The organism is Gammaproteobacteria bacterium, from assembly GCA_041395445.1.
Lineage (GTDB): Bacteria > Pseudomonadota > Gammaproteobacteria > Xanthomonadales > Marinicellaceae > NORP309.
Map to the genome: position 1 here is coordinate 180,243 of JAWLAO010000005.1, position 20,815 is coordinate 201,057.

Annotated in this window: 19 protein-coding genes and 1 pseudogene; 1 reads left to right on the forward strand and 19 read right to left on the reverse strand. The window is 36.9% G+C overall.

Annotation, left to right across the window (positions count from 1 at the left end; genetic code table 11):
- Positions 1–222: 222 nt before the first annotated feature.
- Positions 223–1,746 carry an amidohydrolase family protein gene (locus R3F25_10040; GenBank protein MEZ5497145.1) on the forward strand — a complete coding sequence of 508 codons (1,524 nt, stop codon included), beginning with the start codon at positions 223–225 and terminating at the stop codon, positions 1,744–1,746.
- Here the strand turns inward: R3F25_10040 and truC are convergent.
- From truC to R3F25_10135, 19 genes and pseudogenes are all read right to left on the reverse strand, one after another.
- Complete coding sequence (gene truC, locus R3F25_10045; GenBank protein MEZ5497146.1) at positions 1,743–2,468, reverse strand: tRNA pseudouridine(65) synthase TruC; 726 nt, start codon at positions 2,466–2,468, stop codon at positions 1,743–1,745. The genes R3F25_10040 and truC overlap by 4 nt on opposite strands.
- A gap of 513 nt (positions 2,469–2,981) precedes the next feature.
- Positions 2,982–3,113 (reverse strand): annotated as a pseudogene (locus R3F25_10050) (IS30 family transposase).
- An 872-nt stretch (positions 3,114–3,985) separates the two neighbouring features.
- A complete protein-coding gene (locus R3F25_10055; GenBank protein MEZ5497147.1) occupies positions 3,986–4,138 on the reverse strand; it encodes a hypothetical protein in 153 nt (50 codons plus the stop codon).
- Positions 4,139–4,143: 5 nt separating this feature from the next.
- Complete coding sequence (locus tag R3F25_10060; GenBank protein MEZ5497148.1) at positions 4,144–5,382, reverse strand: CaiB/BaiF CoA-transferase family protein; 1,239 nt, start codon at positions 5,380–5,382, stop codon at positions 4,144–4,146.
- Between the two features lie 9 nt (positions 5,383–5,391).
- Complete coding sequence (locus tag R3F25_10065; GenBank protein ID MEZ5497149.1) at positions 5,392–6,087, reverse strand: CPBP family intramembrane glutamic endopeptidase; 696 nt, start codon at positions 6,085–6,087, stop codon at positions 5,392–5,394.
- A 219-nt stretch (positions 6,088–6,306) separates the two neighbouring features.
- Positions 6,307–7,767 carry a DEAD/DEAH box helicase gene (locus R3F25_10070; protein ID MEZ5497150.1) on the reverse strand — a complete coding sequence of 487 codons (1,461 nt, stop codon included), beginning with the start codon at positions 7,765–7,767 and terminating at the stop codon, positions 6,307–6,309.
- A 94-nt stretch (positions 7,768–7,861) separates the two neighbouring features.
- On the reverse strand, positions 7,862–8,314 hold the full coding sequence (locus R3F25_10075) for a hypothetical protein (protein MEZ5497151.1): 453 nt from the start codon (positions 8,312–8,314) through the stop codon (positions 7,862–7,864).
- 2 nt (positions 8,315–8,316) lie between these two features.
- Positions 8,317–11,070, reverse strand: a complete 2,754-nt coding sequence (locus tag R3F25_10080; protein MEZ5497152.1) for a type I restriction endonuclease subunit R — start codon at positions 11,068–11,070, stop codon at positions 8,317–8,319.
- Between the two features lie 67 nt (positions 11,071–11,137).
- A protein-coding gene (locus tag R3F25_10085) for an IS3 family transposase (GenBank protein MEZ5497153.1) occupies positions 11,138–12,216 on the reverse strand; the annotation gives its coding sequence in 2 pieces (ribosomal slippage) (positions 11,138–11,964 and positions 11,964–12,216; 1,080 coding nt in all).
- A gap of 475 nt (positions 12,217–12,691) precedes the next feature.
- Positions 12,692–13,345 (reverse strand): hypothetical protein, encoded by a 654-nt coding sequence (locus R3F25_10090; protein ID MEZ5497154.1) that lies wholly within the window; start codon positions 13,343–13,345, stop codon positions 12,692–12,694.
- A 244-nt stretch (positions 13,346–13,589) separates the two neighbouring features.
- A complete protein-coding gene (locus R3F25_10095; protein MEZ5497155.1) occupies positions 13,590–14,024 on the reverse strand; it encodes a hypothetical protein in 435 nt (144 codons plus the stop codon).
- Between the two features lie 6 nt (positions 14,025–14,030).
- Positions 14,031–14,870: a hypothetical protein gene (locus R3F25_10100; GenBank protein ID MEZ5497156.1), complete on the reverse strand. Its 840-nt coding sequence runs from the start codon at positions 14,868–14,870 to the stop codon at positions 14,031–14,033.
- The gene (locus R3F25_10105) at positions 14,801–15,244 is read right to left on the reverse strand and encodes a PD-(D/E)XK nuclease family protein (protein MEZ5497157.1); all 444 of its coding nucleotides are present in this window, start codon (positions 15,242–15,244) and stop codon (positions 14,801–14,803) included. Before R3F25_10105 ends, R3F25_10100 begins: the two co-directional genes overlap by 70 nt.
- A 49-nt stretch (positions 15,245–15,293) precedes the next feature.
- A complete protein-coding gene (locus R3F25_10110; GenBank protein ID MEZ5497158.1) occupies positions 15,294–16,814 on the reverse strand; it encodes an ADP-ribosylglycohydrolase family protein in 1,521 nt (506 codons plus the stop codon).
- Positions 16,811–17,497, reverse strand: coding sequence for a DarT ssDNA thymidine ADP-ribosyltransferase family protein (locus R3F25_10115; protein ID MEZ5497159.1), 687 nt, complete (start codon positions 17,495–17,497; stop codon positions 16,811–16,813). Before R3F25_10115 ends, R3F25_10110 begins: the two co-directional genes overlap by 4 nt.
- A gap of 26 nt (positions 17,498–17,523) precedes the next feature.
- Entirely contained in the window at positions 17,524–18,975 is a 1,452-nt protein-coding gene (locus tag R3F25_10120) for a 3'-5' exonuclease (protein MEZ5497160.1), read from the reverse strand.
- A 19-nt stretch (positions 18,976–18,994) separates the two neighbouring features.
- Positions 18,995–19,132: a hypothetical protein gene (locus R3F25_10125; protein ID MEZ5497161.1), complete on the reverse strand. Its 138-nt coding sequence runs from the start codon at positions 19,130–19,132 to the stop codon at positions 18,995–18,997.
- Positions 19,133–19,276: 144 nt separating this feature from the next.
- A complete protein-coding gene (locus R3F25_10130; GenBank protein ID MEZ5497162.1) occupies positions 19,277–20,128 on the reverse strand; it encodes an HNH endonuclease in 852 nt (283 codons plus the stop codon).
- Complete coding sequence (locus R3F25_10135) at positions 20,125–20,814, reverse strand: OmpA family protein (protein ID MEZ5497163.1); 690 nt, start codon at positions 20,812–20,814, stop codon at positions 20,125–20,127. Before R3F25_10135 ends, R3F25_10130 begins: the two co-directional genes overlap by 4 nt.
- Between the last annotated feature and the right edge of the window lies 1 nt (position 20,815).

Below are 20,815 nucleotides of genomic sequence, written 5' to 3' on the forward strand. Positions count from 1 at the left end.
ATAATCTAACTATTCTAGATATTGCTTTGGATTGTGGTTTTAACTCACAGGCGAGTTTTTATCGTGCCTTTAAAAAATTTGAAGGAATGACTCCCAAAGCTTATTTGGACTCCAAAAAATAATTTTATTCTTAAAATTCTACTCTCAAAACATGATTTGGGAGGTATGAAATACCAATTTTCGTAATATTTGCGCTTTTTGAATTATTGAAAGCTATATCTTATGAAATTTACAACTTTTAAAAAAACCTTGTTATACATCATCATTTTTCTGGTTTTGGCATATTTTGGGACAAAGGTTTTTATCGACTCACAGGTTAAACATCAAAATGGCTTAAACACTTCAGTTGTTGATGTATCCCAATTTAATATTTCAGATGCTCCTGTTGCTATCACCAATATTTCGGTGCTCTCAAATGATTCCAGTGAAATGCTGGATAACCAGACGGTACTTATAAAAAATGGACTGATTAGTAAAATTGGAAGTGAACTACAAGTCCAAGGTAATTACACTAAAGTTGATGGAAGCGGGAAATTCTTAATCCCCGGATTAGCTGACACTCATTCACATACTTATAATAGTAAAAACGATTTATTGTTATATGTTGTTAACGGAGTCACACAAATTGCCATACTCAGTTCGCACCCTGAAATGCTGGAATGGAGAAAAGATGCAAAAAACGGTGCAATCAGTCCGCAAATATTTCTCTCAAACGGTGGATTGAATTCAAAATATGGATTCATGTCAGTAGTTCGTAGCTGGTTTGGTTCGCATCCGGGAATCAATGCAGCTGAACAAGCCCGTGAAGCAGTTAATGATTATAAGGAACAAGGCTTTGATGTTATTAAAGCCTATGAATATCTGAACAGGGAAAGTTATTTTGCCATGGTTGAAGAAGCAACAAAACAACAGTTTTCCGTTAGTGGTCATATCCCTGAAGAGGTTACACTCGATGAAATCTTCCATTCCGGACAGTCTCATCTTGCTCATCTGGAAGAACTGGTCAAGGGTTCCATGCGTCAATATAACGCCCTGGATGATAGAAAGAATCTTTCTTATCTGCAATATCTGAATATCAATACGGATGATATTGCAAAAAAAGTAAAAGCCGCAAATATCAGTATATCAACAACTGTTTGGCTCATGGAATCGTTACCACAACAACGATTTGATTTGGAAAATTTTTTAAAGACAATCGAATTGGAGTATGAAAACCCAAGAGTGATTGAAGGTTCTGTTTTTGCATCCGGATGGTTGCCCGATTCCAATCGTTATGAGTCACAAGTTCGTGATTTATCAGCTGAGGACAGAGAAATCTCCAGGCAATTTACTGATGATTATGTTCAAGCAATTTATATCATGACCAAAGCATTGGTTGATAATGATGTGACTCTTTTGGCGGGTTCTGATTCAAATACGGCTGGAACAATTGCCGGTTTTTCCATGCATGATGAGTTTCAGTCTTTATCAAATGCCGGGCTCAGCAATTCTCAAATATTACACTCTGCGACATTAGCTCCTTCACAATGGATGGGGTTTAATTCAGGTCAAATTGCTGAAGGAATGCGGGCAGATTTAGTGATTCTTAATAAAAATCCACTACTTGATATCAAAAACACCCGTTCTATCAACGCGGTCATACTCAATGGCAAACTCATGACGAGAGAAATTTTGGATGACATTCTTTCCCAAATCAAGAAAGCGAATAATTCAGCCAGAGAAATAAGTATTGAGCAATATCTTTAGCTCAATCGAATAGAACAGTTCAGCTCAGCCAGGATTCTTTCAAACTCGTCTCCTAATGGGACTGAAATGGTAATAGATTCACCACTCTCAGGATGATTAAAACTGATTTCTTTGGCAACCAGAAGTAAACGACTCAAAGCGAATTGTTCTCTAAACATGTTATTGTGTTTGCCATCACCATGTGTGGTATCTCCAACAATCGGGTGAAAGATATGCTTCATGTGTCTTCTGATTTGATGCTTGCGACCGGTTTCAGGAGTTAAGGAAACCAGAGAATAACGAGCACTCGAGTATCTTCCAACAGGTATAGGGACTTCACCTTTCCATAAAGTTTTGTAGTGTGTTACTGCATCCTGTGCCGGTTTATCTGGTTTAGTATTTTTATCCGCTATTTTGTCCAGTTGTTCTTGCAGAGGATAATCAATTGTTCCATTATCATCTGTATAACCTCTGACTAAAGCGACATATTTTTTACTCACTTGTTTTTGAGTGAATTGTTCGGTCAATTGAGCTGCAACTTCCGAAGATAAGGCCATTACCAGAACTCCTGAAGTGGGCTTATCCAAACGATGGACCGGATAAACATACTGACCAATCTGATCTCGTGTCATTTGCAAAGCAAACCGTGTTTCGCGTTTATCAATCAACGATCGATGAACCAACAATCCAGAAGGCTTGTCGATGACAACAATATGTTCGTCTTGGTAGAGGATGGGGAGCATAAATGTCAATTAGTAATTAGTAATTAGTAATTAGTAATTAGTAATGTGTAATGAGTAATTGTATATTAGGCCAAACATGTCGTGATTCCATTAGAAAACTGATTCCAAGTTATCAATTGACAACCACAAATTTTGTTTGTTTATTAAAATTGGAGCCTCAATCTCCAAAAACGCTGCGTTCCACATGTCATCATGACAATCTGGACTGCCACCACAGTGATTACACACTTCTGTTTTCCATTCTAAGTTGGCTTCTTTCATTTCATTTACTAATTCACCATCGTAGTAAATCTTTATGCTCGCTTTTTTGGCCTTGATGAAATTAAATCACCATCTCTTATGTTAAAATCAACAGTACTATTTATGAAATAATCATCAAGATAAATATTATTACTCACTAATTTATACTCTTGAACAGTATCAAAATTCTATCAATAACTGCTGGATTCAACAACGAAGTGCAACACTCCAGTTTCTAGATTTGCATTTCAAGGGGAGTTACAAAGCCTAATTTTTTCTGGGTCTGTTGTTCAAAGCGTCTTCAACAGCCTGAACTTCGTTTTCTGATAACTGATCAAGAGTCTTGTTTTTAGGGAAATACTGTCTGATTAAACCGTTAGTATTTTCATTCATTCTGCCTCTCTTCAGGAATGATAAGGTTTGGCAAAATAGCTGTTTATTCCGATAGTATCACTAATCATTTCGTGTTTTGCGAATTCCAAACCGTTATCCAAAGTCAGGGCAGGATTTCATCCTTGCTTTTCAATACAGGCTTGACTGACATCGGTTGCCAGTTTTCGGTTCAATGGTTTGATTTTGACTTCGAGGATTTTCTGTCAACAAGAGTCAGTAGTGCTCCTCTGTGCTTGCTGCCAATAATTGTATCACCTTCATAGTCTCCAAGGTGAACGATTATTTGCAACCATAGGACGTTTATCAATATCTACGCGGTTGCTTATCCCACGTCTGGTTTGACCGGAGTTGTATCGTTTTCTTCTTTGTTTTGGCATCTCAGGTGTTTAAGCAATGAGGCTTTGTTCTCTTTGTTAGCATAAATGAATTGATAGATTCTTTCGATGCTGGGTACACCATCCCAACCATCGAGTTTTAAACGACCATTGATTTGTTCGGGGAGAATTTTTCTTTAAAGTGAGTCACATAAGCCCAACAGAATGGTTATTTTATTGGCATTATCAGATTTCCGTTTAACCGCAAATTACATTGGCTTGTTTGGGTCTGTATCCTCGAAGTCCGGTATTGCGTTTAATTTCACGAATTACAGTGCTTTTATGACGATTTAGATGTTTGCTATTTCAGTTTTGCTACAATTAGTTTTCAGCAGAGCTGATATCTGATATCTTTCTGCTTCAGTAAGATGTGAATAGTGTGACATTTGCAATCTCTTTTTTGGAAGTTCAACTGCAAGTGCAACACATCACATCTTACTTTTCAACTTCGATAAAAATTTTGTTGCACTTCGTTGTTGAATCCATAACTTATTTTTATCAAAAAATAACCTAAATTCCACTTTCTTCTTTGAGCATATTAATTTTTAATTGAATGACTATTCCATTGGTACAACCTAATAATGTACAAACACATGGTTGTCCTGAGCCGCTTTTGGAATAAATGAGTAATAGAGTGATTAATATGTAAAAGACTTTTTTCATTTGATTCACCCAATTACTCCATTACCTCTCAATTCATCAATTTCTGCTTCAGACAATTTTAGTTCTTGAGTAAGAATATCTTTGGTCGAGCTTCCCAATATCGGCGGTGGCATTTGATATGACAATTCCTGTTTTGAGAACTTCAGTGGATTGGCGATTTGCGGAATTGTTTGGTTGTTATCTGTAAATTCAAACAATATGTTTCGGTGTTTGACTTGGGGGTCGTTCATAGCTTGCTCAATATTATTCACAGGTCCGCAGGGAACGCCTGCTTGTTTTAATAACTTGAGCCAGTATTCACAGCTTTGGGTGAGAAAGGATTGTTCCAGTTCAGAGACTAAAATATTCCTGTGAATGACTCGTCCGCTATTTGTTTGGAATCGGTTATCCTGAGCCAAGTCATCTCTTTTTAAAACATCACAGGTCTTTTTAAACTGCTGGTCGTTGCCAACAGCTAATAAAATATCACCATCACTACAACTAAAGGTTTGATAAGGCACGATGTTGGGATGTCCGTTTCCATGTCTTTGCGGAATCTTTCCGCTCACTAGATAATTTATGCCTTGATTGGCAAGCATAGCAATCTGAGTATCCAATAATGCCAAATCAATATGTTGTCCCAATCCGGTCAGATTGCGATAATTCAAAGCTGCCAGAATTCCTGTTGCTGCATACATTCCGGTCATTAAATCGGTCACGGCGACGCCAACTTTTTGGGGTTTTCCTCCAATCTTTTCAGACTCACCCGTGATACTCATCAAACCACCGGTTGCTTGAATCATGGCATCATAACCTGCTTCACTTGCTTTCGGCCCGTTCTGACCAAAACCAGTAATGGAACAATAAATTAGACGCGGATTGATTTCGTAAAGGCTTTGATAATCCAGTCCATAATTCTTCAAACCATCAACTTTGAAATTTTCGATTAGAACATCAGCTTTCTTAGCCAATTCCATAATTAAACTTTGTCCTTTTTTTTGGGTGAAATCAATACAAACGGAATGCTTTCCACGATTTGTGGCAATAAAATAGGCTGAAAGTGATTCATCTTTCGACTTTCCGTCCAAATAGGGAGGTCCCCAATGACGGGTATCATCACCTACATTGGGCTTCTCAATTTTCCACACCGTCGCCCCAAAGTCTGCCAAAACCTGACTTGCCCAAGGACCGGCAAGAATTCGGCTGAGATCGAGAACTTTGATATCTTGCAAAAGAGCAGGGGAGTTTTGGGGTTTTTCTGACATAAATTAAGTTTACGTTTTATCTTCAAATTTGGTGTAATGAGTGACTATGACAACGACCAACAATGGTAATAGAACTGCTTTCGTTAATAAATAAAAAAGGTTCATCCATTCATTGATTTCAACACGAGAAACCTGTGAGAAAATCATTTCGCCATAAGGATTGTTTTGAAAAAATAGGCTCATTGCAAAATTTGAACCGGTATGCATACCTAATGGCATGATGATGGATTGAGTTTTGTGATAAGTATATGCCCACGAAGCTCCAATCAAACCAGTCAGTAAAAGTACATAAATCAAAGCAATGATTTTGACTTCTCCATTGAACATTCCATAGGAAAACCAATGATAAGCCCCAAAAATTATTGAAGAAATCACAATGGCTTTGATTGCTCCCAATTTTCTAATCAAGAGATACAATATAGCCCCTCTGAAAACTAAATCTTCGGTAAGAGCTGATTTCAAATAATACCAGAACGATTGAAAAAGAGCATTAGGGTTAATGATAACCTGCTGCCATTGAATGGAATAAACCAAAGTGTCCGTCATTACCGTAATCAGGCTCAATACAAATAAAAGTACAAAACCTAAAACAAACTGCAACAATCTCAACGGCACAGGAGTTGACCCCAAAACCATTAAATTTTTTTCTGCAATGAAATGTAATAACGCCCATGACAGCAATAAGATTAACAATATTCCTAGCATTTCAGACTCTTGACTACAATATTTATATTGAAACTGGGGGCGGATTCGAAGAGGAAATCATTGAGTTTTATGGCATGCTTCATCATATAACATCCATTATCAATTAATAATTACTAATCTGCAATGAATAATAGGATACAGATTCAGTTCTTAAAGGACTGGTATAAATATAAGAGAAAATCCATTGTTCCAGATTGCACTGATTTCCTCCTTTGCCAGTTAAGGTTTTTTAATCTTAGTTTTAGGCTTGGAAGTTCTATGCTTAGTAAAAGAAGGCTTTGCTGGCGAATTTCGCTTTGATTTATAGGTTTTTTTCTTAGTCGTCTTGCGCCCGGCATCATTTTCAGATTTGGACTTTTTCCAGGGGTTCGGAGTTTTCTTTTTAGCTTTCTTGCTACTATCCTTTGTGGATTTTTTTTCTTCTTCCGACCGATTCGCCCATTTGGCTTTGACGGAAGCTTTGACAAAGTTCTTTGGCTTAGGACGTTTTATCTTTTTGGGTTGAGTCGTTGTCTTTTTTACAACTTCTTTAGATTGTGGCACATCATGACTGGGTTCAAAATCATCAACATACTCTCTTTTCAGCTTTCTGCCAATTAGTCTTTCAATATCAAACAATTGCTGAAATTCATCGGCGCTGACCAATGACACAGCTTCACCTTCTTCACCGGCACGACCGGTACGACCAATGCGATGCACATAATCTTCAGGAACATTGGGTAAATCCATATTAACAACGTGTGGTAACTGATCAATATCAATTCCACGGGCGGCAATATCAGTTGCCACTAAGACTCGTATTTTTCCTTCCTTAAATCCAGCCAGTGCACGGGTTCTGGCACCCTGAGACTTATTTCCATGAATAGCTGCTGCATTGATACCATATTGTTCAAGATATTTTGTCAGACGATTGGCTCCGTGTTTGGTTCGGCAAAACACGAGAACCTGTTGCCATCGTCCTTGCGAAATCAAATGCATCAGCAGTTCGGGTTTGCGTATTTTATCCACCGGATGAACGACTTGAGAGACTTTTTCTGCAGTACTGTTGGGTGGATTTACTGAAATTTCTGTAGGGTTATGAGTAAAATCCTGAGCCAGCTTTCGGATATCTTTGGAAAAAGTGGCTGAAAACAGTAGGTTTTGGCGTTTCTCAGGCAATAATTTTATGATGCGTTTGAGGTCATGAATAAAGCCCATATCCAACATACGGTCGGCTTCATCCAGAACCAGGACTTGCAAATCATCAAAGCGCACTGCATTCTGAGTGTACAAATCCAGCAAACGCCCCGGAGTCGCGACCAAAATATCAACACCTTTGCATAGCCTTTGCATCTGAGGGTTAATTTTGACACCACCATAAACTACTGCTGAGCTCAGCTCCATGTATTTACCGTAAGTGATAATGCTGGATTCAACTTGTGCTGCTAGCTCGCGTGTCGGGGTTAGAATCAGTGTTCTTGCATTATTAGCCTTGGCTCTTGAACCTTGACTTAATAATTCCAAAATGGGTAATGTAAAACCGGCAGTTTTACCTGTCCCGGTTTGTGCAGCCGCCATCACATCTTTGCCTTTCAAAATAGCAGGAATTGCCTTTGCCTGAATCGGTGAAGGAGTGGTGTATCCTTGATCTGAAACTGCTTTTTGTAGAGGGTCAGATAAACCCAATTCGGAAAATTTCATAATGTTCTCAATGTTTTATTCCACCAGTAGTGGTGGGAGGCGTACTTTAACAGAGCGACTGTGCTTTTTCTATAACAGATTGACAAAACCCACACTATTCATCCACAGCAGTACAAGAGTGCTTATTGTAGCTTTGTGAATCATATTGCCTGTGCACCAACCATTTCTGCCGGCAACTTTTGCATTGATAAATAACTTTGCTGTCTTCATATCCGGCAGCATAAAATCCTTCAATTTCCTCAAGCTTTTCCAGATTCTTCGGATCACAGCGCAAGCCTTCATATCTGGAGATGTGTTTGCTAAAACCACATGGAATCAGAAAGCCAAACTCTTCAGCCTCAAATACAGTAAACTCCAAAGTGTACGGTTTGCCATTTTCAAGAGTTATCCTCACAACATCACCCGGTTCTGTCCAGTACACCTGACCCTCAACCTCAAAGCATTTCACTAAACCCTGATCAGATGAGTAAAACACAGCCGTTGAATCGGTATCAGGGATCCACTTGAGAGAGATTTTATGCAATTGTTTGAGGTTTGTATAATTCAATCTCACATCCCTATCCCATTAATAAAAGTATCAACATAGTCGGTGACTTTTTGGATCAGGCGTTCGGCGGTGGTTTTGCGTTCGGACAGTTTGGGGCGTTGTTTCATCATGGCGATGACATCATCGCGCAGGGGTTCGCGTTGGGTGTAGAGAAAATCTCCGATAACTGACTCCAACTTGTTCGGGTCAAGGTGTTCGGTTTCGGAGAAGACTTTGATGGCGCGTTGCTTTTCAGATTCCCAGAACTCCTGAAAGGCATCGGGTACTGATTCGGCATCGGAGATCAGGGGCAGGTGTTTGTTGATAAACTTTTCAATCAGCTCTCTTTTACTGCGCAATTCCAATTCACCCATCGTGGCATCCAGAATTTTATTTATCTCAGTTTCCTTGTCGTTTTCCGGTGTGTCTTTGAGGCCTTTCAGCAGATTCACAATGTAAGTGACATTGATTTCATCACGGTGAATGAGTTCCAGTTCAAAGTCGATATCATCCAGTATTGAGACTTTGTCCTTGCTCTTATGACCTCTAACTTTGTCGTATAAATCCAGATATTTGCTCTTGAAATCCTCAAAAGTCTGTTCACTCATCTGCAAATCATCAAAACTGAAATCCGTAAAACTGGCAAGCACATTCCTGATGCGCATCAGCTCACGAAAGGCCTTGATAAACTCAAATTCTTCCTCTTCAGTAAGCAACTCATTGACATCATCCACATCGCTGACTGTAGCTCTTAAATTCGCATACGCCTTGTTAAATTCATCGATAAAATCTTCATATGGCGGCATAATGATTTCATCCTTGTTATCCAGAGATGAGAACAGCCGAATGGCATCATTAGTGGCTCCCTTAAGATTACGGAAACAAACGATATTGCCCTGGGATTTGAGTTCATCCAAAATACGGTTGGTGCGTGAAAACGCCTGAATCAAACCGTGATATTTCAGGTTTTTATCGACATAAAGTGTATTCAAATGCTTGCTGTCAAAACCGGTGAGAAACATATTCACCACCAGCAAAACATCAATCTGCTTGTCTTTGACACGCTTAGCAATATCGTTGTAATAGTTGTAAAACGATTTGGAATCTTTGGTGGTGAAATTGGTGCTAAACTGATTGTTATACTCACCAATAAATTGCTCCAGATGGTCACGGCTGTGAGAAAAATAACTGCCGCTTTCTTCAGCCGCTTTCAGAGCCTGAAAATCCACATCGGATTCACCCAAACCCAAAGCATTTTTGTCTTCTTCATTGGCTTGATAGGAATAAATGGTTGCCAGTCTGAGACTGTGTTCCCCCCGGGCTTTTTTCTGTAAAAACAGCTGATAATATTCAATCAAAATCTCTACACTGGACACACAGAAAATCGCAGTGAAGGTTTTATTGTGTGTTTTGCGGTGATGATTTTCGATGATGTAATCGGTGACCAGATTCAACCGGGCATGGGAGTTAAACACTTCCTCTTCATTTATGTCCTCGACCTTTTCGTCAAAGATATCCTGTTTTTGTTTGAAGGTATTGATGTACTCGATGGAAAACTTCAAAACATTCTCATCCCGAATCGCATCGGTGATGACATACTTGTGCAGACATTGACCAAACAGCATTCCCGTGGTGCGCTTGCCCATCTCATTGGTCATGGCGTTTTCTTCAAAAATGGGCGTTCCGGTAAAGCCAAACATCTGAGAAGCCTCAAAAAACTCTTTAATCTTGCCGTGAGTCGCACCAAATTGACTGCGATGACACTCATCAAAGATAAACACCAACTTTTCCTTTTGCAAATGCTGCAATTGATTCAAAAATTGAAATTTGGAGATGGCATTATTCAGCTTTTGAATGGTCGTGACAATCAGGCGGGTATCATCTGCCAATTGTCCGACCAAAGTGCCTGTGTTTTCTGTGGCATCAATACTGCCTTTGGCAAAATTATTAAACTCCTTGCTGGTCTGATAATCCAGATCTTTGCGATCCACCACAAACACCACTTTATGAACTGCGGGCAGGGCGGTCAGAATTTGCGCCGTTTTAAAAGAGGTCAGTGTCTTACCTGATCCGGTGGTGTGCCAGATATAACCGTAATCATCAGAATTTTTCACCTGATTGACAATCGCTTCGGTGGCGTAATACTGATAAGGTCGCAACACCATCAGCATCTTTTCGGTCTCATTGAGAACAATATACTGACTGATCATTTTGAGCAGATGATGCGGTTGCATAAACTCAGCTGCAAAGTCAGTGAGATTCGTGATGAGCTTATTGTCCTGGGAGGTCCAGTAAAAGGTCTGCTTAAAAGATCGTGAAGCTATCGCATTGTTGGCAAAATACTTGCTGTTGACTCCGTTACTGATAACAAACAACTGCACAAACTGAAACAAACCATGCCCCGACCAGTAAGAATGCTTCTCATAACGATTGATTTGATTGAACGCCTCCTTCACCTCCAATCCGCGGCGTTTCAGTTCCACCTGCACCAAAGGCAAACCGTTGATGAGCAAAGTCACATCATAACGGTTGTCATAACGCCCCTGCATGCGCACCTGTTGCGTGACCTGAAAGATGTTCTTCTGAGGATGAAACCCATCCAGCAACTGCACCGTGCGTGTCTCACCCTCGCTATCGGTATAAGTCACCCGATCCCGCAGGATTTTGGCACGATTGAAAATACTGCCCTTATTGATATTGTTCAGAATCTGCTTGAACTCATGGTCAGATAATTTGACCTCATTCAAGCGTTCTAATTGAACTTTGAAATTCGCCACCAACTCCGCATCATTGGTGATGACCTTCCCCCCGAATTAATACCAGATTTTGGATGAGAATTTCATCTTATGCTGCCTGTTTTGCAAAGTCCACCGGTGATAAATAATTTAGTGAACTATGTGGTCTTTTTGTATTGTAATGATTCCTCCATTGCATGATTAATTCTTTGGCTTCTTCTATATTTTTGAACCAATATTGGTTCAGGCATTCACTTCTGAATTTACCGTTCAGACTTTCAACAAATGCATTCTGAATTGGTTTTCCAGGCTGAATAAAGCCCAACTTTACTCCTGTTTGTTGTTGCCAGTAATACATGGTCTTGCATGTAAATTCTGTGCCGTTATCACATGTTATCTGATTCGGTTTCTTTCTCTGATCAATCAGTCTGTCTAAAAAATCCGCTACTTGACGGCCATTTATTGAGAATGAAACCAGCTGACCGATAACCTGACGAGAATAATCATCTATGACATTAAGTACCCTGAACCGTCTTCCATTTGCCAGTTGATCACTGACAAAATCCATAGACCATCTCATATCCACTGATGAAGGCATCACCATTGGCAACCTTGGCCGAACCAGTTTTTTTCGTTTTCGTGTCCGTACTTGCAAGCCAAGCTCTTTGTATATACGATAAGTCCGCTTGCGATTGCAAACCAAACCCTCTGTTTTTAGAATACTGTGTAAAAACAAATAGCCATAACTGGGATGCCTTTTAGCTAATTCCAGCAAACGTAATCTGATACTTTTATCCTTGTCAGATTTATGATGATATCTGAAACCGCTCCGACTGATGCCTGCCAATTTACATGATGACCTTTCACTAAGATGAAAGGTTTTCTTCATGTGTTTGGCTATCTGCCTTTTACCAGCAGGCTTTACCACTTTTTTGAGAGAACATCCCTCATTGCTTCATTCTCAAGAAGCTTTTCAGCCAGTAGCTTTTTCAATTTAGCATTTTCATGTTCCAATTCTTTGAGCCTTTTGGCTTCTGAAACTTCCAATCCCGCATACTTGCTTCGCCAGTTGTAGAAAGTGCCGTTGGAAATTCCAAGCTGGCGACAAATGTCATCAACCTTCACTCCGGATTCATGCTGCTTGATAGCTCTGATTATTTGTTCTTCTGTAAATCGTTTTTTCTTCATTTTGAGATCTCCTGCGTTGTAGTTTAATTGGAAATCTCATCCTTGTCATGGTTCTTTTTTTGGGGGGAAGGTCAGTGACACTCACCCGCTCATAGCCCAACTTCACCAACTGCGTGATGAGATTGTTTTCAAGGATGTGTTCGGGTTGGGTGGTCATAGGTTGTATATTATCAATTAACAATCAACAATGTGCAATGAATGATGAGTAATGTGTAATTAATAATTTGTACGAGTACACTTCTTATTTTTCCCCTCTCGAGAGGGGGCAGGGGTGTGTTTTTCAATTAACAATTTGCATTTAGTAATTATCACTGTCCATTCTTAATTGGTCTCGTCATATCGACAAAGCGAAGCGCATGGAGAAAAATTCTTCTGGAAAGAATTTTCACGCAAGCCCTCAGGGACGAGGGTAAGTATCATGGACGATACGCATATATCTCAATAACTTTAGTCAATTGACTCTGACCGCGTTTATTCACAAAACAAAACTACCAGTGATTATTGAATCCACGCATGTGTAGTGCCAATTTGTTTTTTGTTTGACTTTGTAACTTATTGTTTCTATACCTTTGAAACTAGATGGTTTCTCCGAATTGTAAATTAATGTTCGTTTAGCAGGAATATGATTAGTCAATTTAACGAAAAGCTTTTGATAGTCTTTTCCTCCCAGAAAATACAGTTCTCCAGAATAGTCTTCCTCCAAAAAAACAAAATCTTTGTATTTGTCTGACTGCTTCCTTCTTTTCGACTTTTCAGCGCTCCCGGAAAAAGTAATGTCATAGCCAGGCAATAAGTAATCTGATCTCACCAATCCCCAACCAGCAGACAAGATATAAACATTTTCTTCTCCCAAAAAATCAATTAGTTTTTTATATGCTGAAGGTCTATAGAGTTCATATGCCTTTAAAAAATTAAGCGGATTTGTGTTGTATTCATTAAGGTTATAATCAAACAATTTGTCTCGCCAAGATTTACCATTTGATGTCAAATCATCCGGTTTTTGAAAGCTATAAAATTCACTATCTTCACATAGAGTAGGCTGAGCCACAAATACAACTTCTTTTCCTTTATCATTAACAAAAGATCCACAATTGTGTTTAGTCCCTGCACATTGAATAACTATTTTCATCTGATTCTCCCTTTATCAACTTTTTTAATGTAATTCTCAAGAATATCAACAAAATTTGACTCAGGTTGCTTATCAACATGAACTTGATTCCAAAGACCTGATTGGATTACTTTTGGGCGACTTGAGTACAAACCAAGCCATTTTTTTGATGCACCATAAAAACCATCGGTACTGCTACCACTAAGTAATGCAATAGAATTTTTTTCAACATAATTTCTAAAGCTGTTTGGACTGGCCTCATCATTTACAGGTAAGAAAGTGAAGGGGATTTTTCAATATAGGATGTTACCTGCCTCTCCAGTTCAATTTCAGAATCTCTAATTTCCTTTGTGCTTGAGCTACCAATACTCCACTTCGGGAAGTCCAATCCCTGTTGTTTACAAATAGCATCTCCCACTAATAATCTGAAAATCGACCCCCTATGATTACCTCCTCCTGTACTTACAACACCCTTATGTTGTGATAATCGCTTCCATAATGTCGATTTTGAGTTTTCTTTCAGAGCATGAGTACCAACTCTGGTTACACGTAAACTATTTGATGCTTCATAATCATCAAAAAAGAAATAAACACCTCTTGTTGGCCAGTTCATGCGACCATTCACCTCGGAAAGTTGATAAACCCCTATTTTCGATTTCAAATCATCAATACATTGATAAAAATTATTTATTTCACTCATATATCATTAACCAAAACTTTCAATAACACCATTAACTATTTTCACAATGTTTTGGAAATGCTTATCACCAGTTACCGTAAAAAAATCTTTTAGTTTCTTATCCAACTCCTTTTTAACCTCTTCGATATTATCAAAGTCGATTTCTTTGTTTATCAGATCAAACTGTGTCACATGACTGTGCCTTTTTGCTAAGGATTTTATGTTTTTGTTTTTGATTCCGGCTTTATTTATGGCATCGAAAACGGCCTGTCTGAAGCCTACATGTGCTTTATCAGTTGGTCCAATGACTAAATCGACCACAATCCTTTGAGACCTATTAACTATTTCGAACAATAAAACATGCCTGGAGTCTGTCCATTTACTGTCTTTGCATCTTAAAAAAGGATATTTACTTTGATTCCAGTCTTTTGCAGAAAACCGAACATAAGTTTTGGTGCTGTGATCAACCTCAATACCATAATAAGCTGACTTATCCTTTAAGTGATTTTCCAAATGATCTTTTATTTCTAATAATGCATCAGGTTTGTTCTCAAAGATTAAATCCAGTGCTTGTTTATGTTCTTTGTAAATGGCTTGGCAAAGTTTTGTGATTGTAGTGTGTGTCATGATGTGCCTTTCTATGATTTCTTTGTATTGACTGATGGCAAAGTGGATGTCCTGGCCTATTGTTTCTTTGTGTTCATTTAATAATTGTTTCAGGGTATCGAACACCTCTGAATAGGAAAATGAAATCCAGGTGTCAGCATTATCATCAGAAGCATCTATACCTTCTTTTGTTAAAAATACGAACAGTTGCTTTTTACATTTGGGAAAGTGACTCTTAACTGCCTTAAAATAATCTCCCAACTGATCCTTGGACTCGCCACATCAATTTTATTTTCAATGGCACAAACAAACTCAGACTGCTCAGATACAATCAATATATCAATGTTCTTCCACTCCCTGCGAATTTGAATGTCATCATAGTTCAACAGGTCTATATCAATGACTGAGACAGCATCAGTCTTCTCTGCGACTCGAAATAAAAACGGCTTAATAAAACGATCAAAAAGTTGATGATTGGCAGAAGGGTCGAGTAAAAAAGCTAAAAAGTCTGAATGGCGTAATTCCCTGCGAACAGCGCCTATGGATTCAAAGATATTAAAACCACCAAATTGAGACTCCAATTTACGCAGGTTTGGGTCTTTGATGAGGTTTTCTATGGCGGTTTTGTCTTCCAATTAAATTCTCTTTGTTTGTTGATTTACCTTTTAAAGGGTACTGGTACATCTACTTCTTTAATAGACTTAATATTTCGTACAATTCTTTTTGTTGCTCTGTATTTATTGTCCGCATAAAATTTTCAACTTGCTTCTTGGTGTTTTCATCTAAATTTAAATTATTTATTGAGGCAAATTCTTTATTTGAAGCCTCAAAATAAACATCATTTTTAATTTCTTCAATATTTAATAATTTAGCAAATCTGCAGAACTGTCCAATATCAAACTCAACATCCAAAATAAGGTTGTATTTACCTTTAGTAAGTGGTTTCTGTCTATCAATAGACTTCACGATACCACCACCTAAAGTTTCAAGAAAAACCCTCTCATTTACAATATAAGAGTCACTGTCAACCTCAGAAATATTTTTTGCATTCTCTTTCTCCGTTTGTTTCTGCAAATTTGCTCGCCGTTCAGATATTTCTAATAAACGAATTGCCACATGATTAATGTAATCAGAATCCTGTACACTTTTCCATTTAGATGGAATAACAGACTCTCCATGTGAGCGCCCATTAAACTCCTCTGCGAACGCAGCAATACTATCGGTATCAGTACCAATTGAATTTACAGCTTTTTCAATACTTTTAATTGGATTATTTGCATACCTACAAACAAAATAAATACCAGCCAATACAGTTGAAGTACCAGAACCTTTGGTTTCATTTTGATAGCACCCAATTGACTTTAAAACTTCAAAATCTGAAACATTGTTTGCTAACATTTTATAAATTTTTCTTAGAAACTCTTGAGTTTCATTAATCACAGCTTTAAACAACTCCTTAAATGATAATTTCGATTTTTTGTTCCACTCAGCCTCCCAATTTTGAAGTCGTTTATTTTCTATAAAATCTATTGAAAACTTATCATGCATGTCTTTACCTAATTCTGTTAAGAAAGAAGTAAAATTAAAGTTTTCTGGAATAATTTTTAAAATACAATCTATTGAATATCCATAAAGCATTGCACCTAAAATAGCTCTTGGGTGTCCGTGAGTTACAATACTGTTACAAAATATTTCTTCTTTGATTACTTCAGATTTATCAAAATTGGCCAAAGCTATGGGTAAAATCCGCATAGCTGCACCATTTGCACCGCTTTCGCGGTAATCTATAGTTGTTTTCCCCACCTTAAAAGTGAAAAAATTATTATTCCAATCTGCAGATTTTCTTTGTATTTTCCGTGCTGCATTCTTAATGGTTCTACCAGCCCCTCGAGAATACAATAACCAATCAGGAAGTTCATTTTTAGCAAAATAATTTTGATTAACAGTGCCGTCATTTTTTATAGAACGAGCCACAGATAGAAGAAGCTGAGTATCATCCGAATATGAACCAGCTTCTAACTTATCCACGTATCCATGAAAACGGCCTCCAACGTTCTTTTCCCAGTAGTTAAATGTATCAATAAAATCAGTTTTAAACTTATTTTCAAGTGACTGCTTAGATTTTTCAAATTCTGTCATCCAGCCTAAAGCATCTCCAATTGCCGCTAGTTTAAGACTGGCTATATATTTACTTTCAGTATTCATTTTGATCGAATAGGTGAAAAAATATCCTTATCAACTAAAAAGTTGCCTGTATCAAAGGAAGACATCGCAGCCATAGCATTCGCTAATTGCTCTTGTGTTTCAAAACAAACTTTTAAAATGTCATCTGTTGAAATTGAGTTTTTCACTAACACCTCTGCTTGAGGATCAGTCGTAAACATGTCTTTTGTTTGTTTTCTGATTACAAATCTAGAACTATTGTTGGATTCAATGTTTATTTGATTTTGAAACATTGCCTGGAATTTTTCAAAATCCCCTGATATTCCATATTGCTTTTTAGCGGCATTAGATGCAGCATTGGTTACAGAAAACAAAGTGTCCTTAGCATAAATGTATTTAGAATCAATTTTTAGGATACACCAACTGATTGTAGGATCTTCTAAAGTTTTTTCTCTAAATTTTGAAAATAAAAAGTCATTTGGACCGGAAATTGATAAGTTTATATAATTTGTATCATCAAACCTGTTGTCATCAGTAAATTTCACAAAGTCCATGACATCATACTTTTCAATGTCTAAGCTTTCTAACTTTGCTCTACAAAGAATCTCTTTTTGTTCAAGGATGCTGTATAAGTTAATAGTTGGCGTAAAATGAATAAGATATTCAATACCTCTATCTTCAATCTCAACTTTAAATTTTTTATATTCGTTTTTTTTATTCATCATTTAAAAAACTCACATTCCTAATCGTATTAAGATTGTATTGGTCCTATATTAACTAACAAATCAGCATCAATTTCATTCAAATACCGTGATGGGTTATAGTCACTGGAAAACAGATATAATTGTTTTCTAGCCCTTGTCATACAAGTGTAAAGCAGCCTTCTTTCTGTTGAAATATGGTATTCATCGTCTTCTTCATTAAATCCTTGTAAACATGGTATCACATTGTCATTTAAATCAACTACAAACACATTATTAAATTCGAGACCTTTAATTGATGACATAGTACAAACCTTTATACTTTCACTGTTATAGTTGACTGGCAAGCTTGTCTTAATAAGTTCAGTCTTGAATCCACAATCAATTAAATAATTATTAATATGATTTACCCCATTAACTGTTCGGTGAAGAACTACAGTACTTTCAATGCTATTAATATTTTTCAAATAATTAAGTTGTTCAACTAAACAACTATATTGTTCATCCACAGATGAATAGTATGCAATTTTTGGTTTTTCCCCTCCATTTAATGCAGATTCCGCAACTGTAAATTCGGACTGGTCTGGCTCATGTTCTAAAAGAGATAGGGCTGCCTTAGCTATATGAATAGAATTTCGATAATTTTTTTTGAATTCAATGGTTCTGCCACCTTTGACATTAATCCCAACCTCACTCCATACAAATCCACTTTTATATATTTGTTGAGCTGCATCAGCAATGATTGAAAGGCTGTTGGTAAAACTATCCACCAACTTTGAGATTACAATGATTTGTGCTTTATTTAGATCTTGAGCTTCATCAATTACAATATGTGTAAATGGTGGATTGAAATCAGGGTCATTTTCAATTTTTTTGATTGCTAGAATAGCATAGTCATCATAGTCAACTTTATTTAAAGTTTTCAATTTACTTTGATAACGTTCAAATACATTCCAAATAACTATTTTATCTTTCCTAGTTACTCGGTCTGATGTTCCTCTTCCAACTCTTGGCGCCTCAAAGTATTCAGTAGAATCACTAAACAATTTACCTTTTATCCATGAAATTTCATCTAAAAAAAACTCAGGGCTTTTATTTAATACATTACTCTCACTTGACGTTAAGAGAACGCGAATATCATTTATGTATTTTATTCGAGTCCAATGATCTAAGGTTTGATTGCCCTTTAAACCAATAAAATGAAATGCCCATTTATGAAAGTTAGTAACATTTATTTTAAAATCATTTCTTGTTTTTTGGCTGTCGCTTTGTATTTCGGGCAATAATGCTTCAATATAAGCTGACAGTGTTTTGTTATAAGTAAAGATAGCAATATTGGTATCCTTAAACATATTTGCACCAGTTTCATACAAATGCATCGCTCGATATAATGCTACCGTAGTTTTACCGCTTCCTGCTACTCCTTTAATTTGAATTGGATTTTCAGCAGGAAGGAACAACACTTTCTTTTGCTCACCTTTTAGCTCTATTCTTTTTAACATCAGATTCTCAAATTAATAATCATTCGGTAATACCCCAATTAAATTGAATGCTAAACCGTTGTCTGCCTTCACTTTCATTAAAACCACCAAATTGAGACTCCAATTTGCGCAGATTTGGGTCTTTGATGAGGTTTTCTATGGCGGTTATGTTGTTCAATTATTTTTCTCTTTGTTTGTTTATCTTTAAAGGGGATGATTACCTTATTCAAAATCAACTTCTCTGACCACATTGATTCCTTTTTTTAAATTTCTGAATTATCATGTATTTGCCTCAAAAATGGATTAATTTAATTGAATTAAATTAACCTTCTTTATATACCTTTGTTAATTTTTCAAATCTCAATAAATCAGGGTTGTTGTTTAATTGTGAATGGCCAGGTTGTTCAGAATGACATTTAATACACAGAGCTTCTAAATTAGCATACCTATTGTTAGATTTATCCATATTTTTATGGTGACAATGCAAATATCTTTTCAATTCACTTAAACTACAATCAATACCACACCCTTCACAAATCCAGTTTTGATCATTTTTATATTTATTCGAAATTTGATCCCAATCGTTTGAGTAAATATTAGGTTTAGCATATTTACTTGACTGAAACTCATTTGCATTTAATGCCATAGTTAAACCTTCAGACATAAATTCTTCAAGTGAAAACTTTTTATTTGTTGTTAATTCGTATTTTTTAATACAGTTTTTACAACAGTTTAATTTTTGATTATCAAGTTTTATTTTTACCAGGTTATTTTCCAGTAGTCTATACATGAATATACCATTTGTGTTGTTAGACATTTTGTACTTGTCTCTCCAACCTTGGGACTTCGCTTGTTCTAATGTTGAGCAGCCTAATATATGATACTTGTGAAAATTTTGAATCAATTCAACAGAGTTATAATCATTGTTCTTTTCAGCTACGAACAACAAGTATTCAGGTACATAACGAATACTTTTATCTACTATATGGACCAAAACTTTAGTAAGAACGCCGTCTTCACGTAAATAATAAACACCATTATCACCATAAATTAAACGTTCATGATCTACATCTACTTCACCAGCTTTTAATTGAGCATCAAGCTTTGTAATACCTGGGTCGGCTCCCAGTGACAATACAATCTCAGTTAATTTTAGGAATTTAGTAATTTTCAATTTGATGCACCAACCCCTTTTAAGATAGTATAGATTTTCTCTTCTGCTTTTGTGGCAACCCTAAACTCTACTCGCCTTGATTTATTAAAGTCTTCCTGTTTATTATCATCAAAAATTAATTTAGCAAAAGACAAACCATTGGCTCTTAACACTGATTTCATCCAATTCTGTTTAGATTTAGTAGCTTCTAACCTAAAGACATAATCTAATACACTGTAACTTCTGCGTTGAGATAACTGCGCATTGAGTAAATATGAATCCTCGAATTCAGTGCCCTCTCGCCAAAGGCTTGACGTGTGTCCTTCAATCCTGATTTCATCTATCTCTTCTTTAAATTGTTCAGAACTTAAAATTTCGATATACCTAGGGAAAAAGTCATCCAGTATTTCTTTGAACTTAACTTTTATCGAAGCGCTTGATCTGTCAAATAAAACCTCTGGTTCTTGAAATTGAATGGTACTGTCTGGAAGTAACTCAGCTCCCCATTTTTCCAAGTCCTTTTCAAATTCATCTTTTAGGGCCTGGTGAAGTTCTTGTTTTGATTTTTCATAAGTCAAAGCTATATTCTCAATGGCTTCTTTTTCTGACTCAGCTTGAATCATAAAAATAATTGCAATAAATAAAAACACCATCATCAAACCAGCCATGAGGTCAGAAATACTGATCCACTCTCTGTTTGCCTGCATG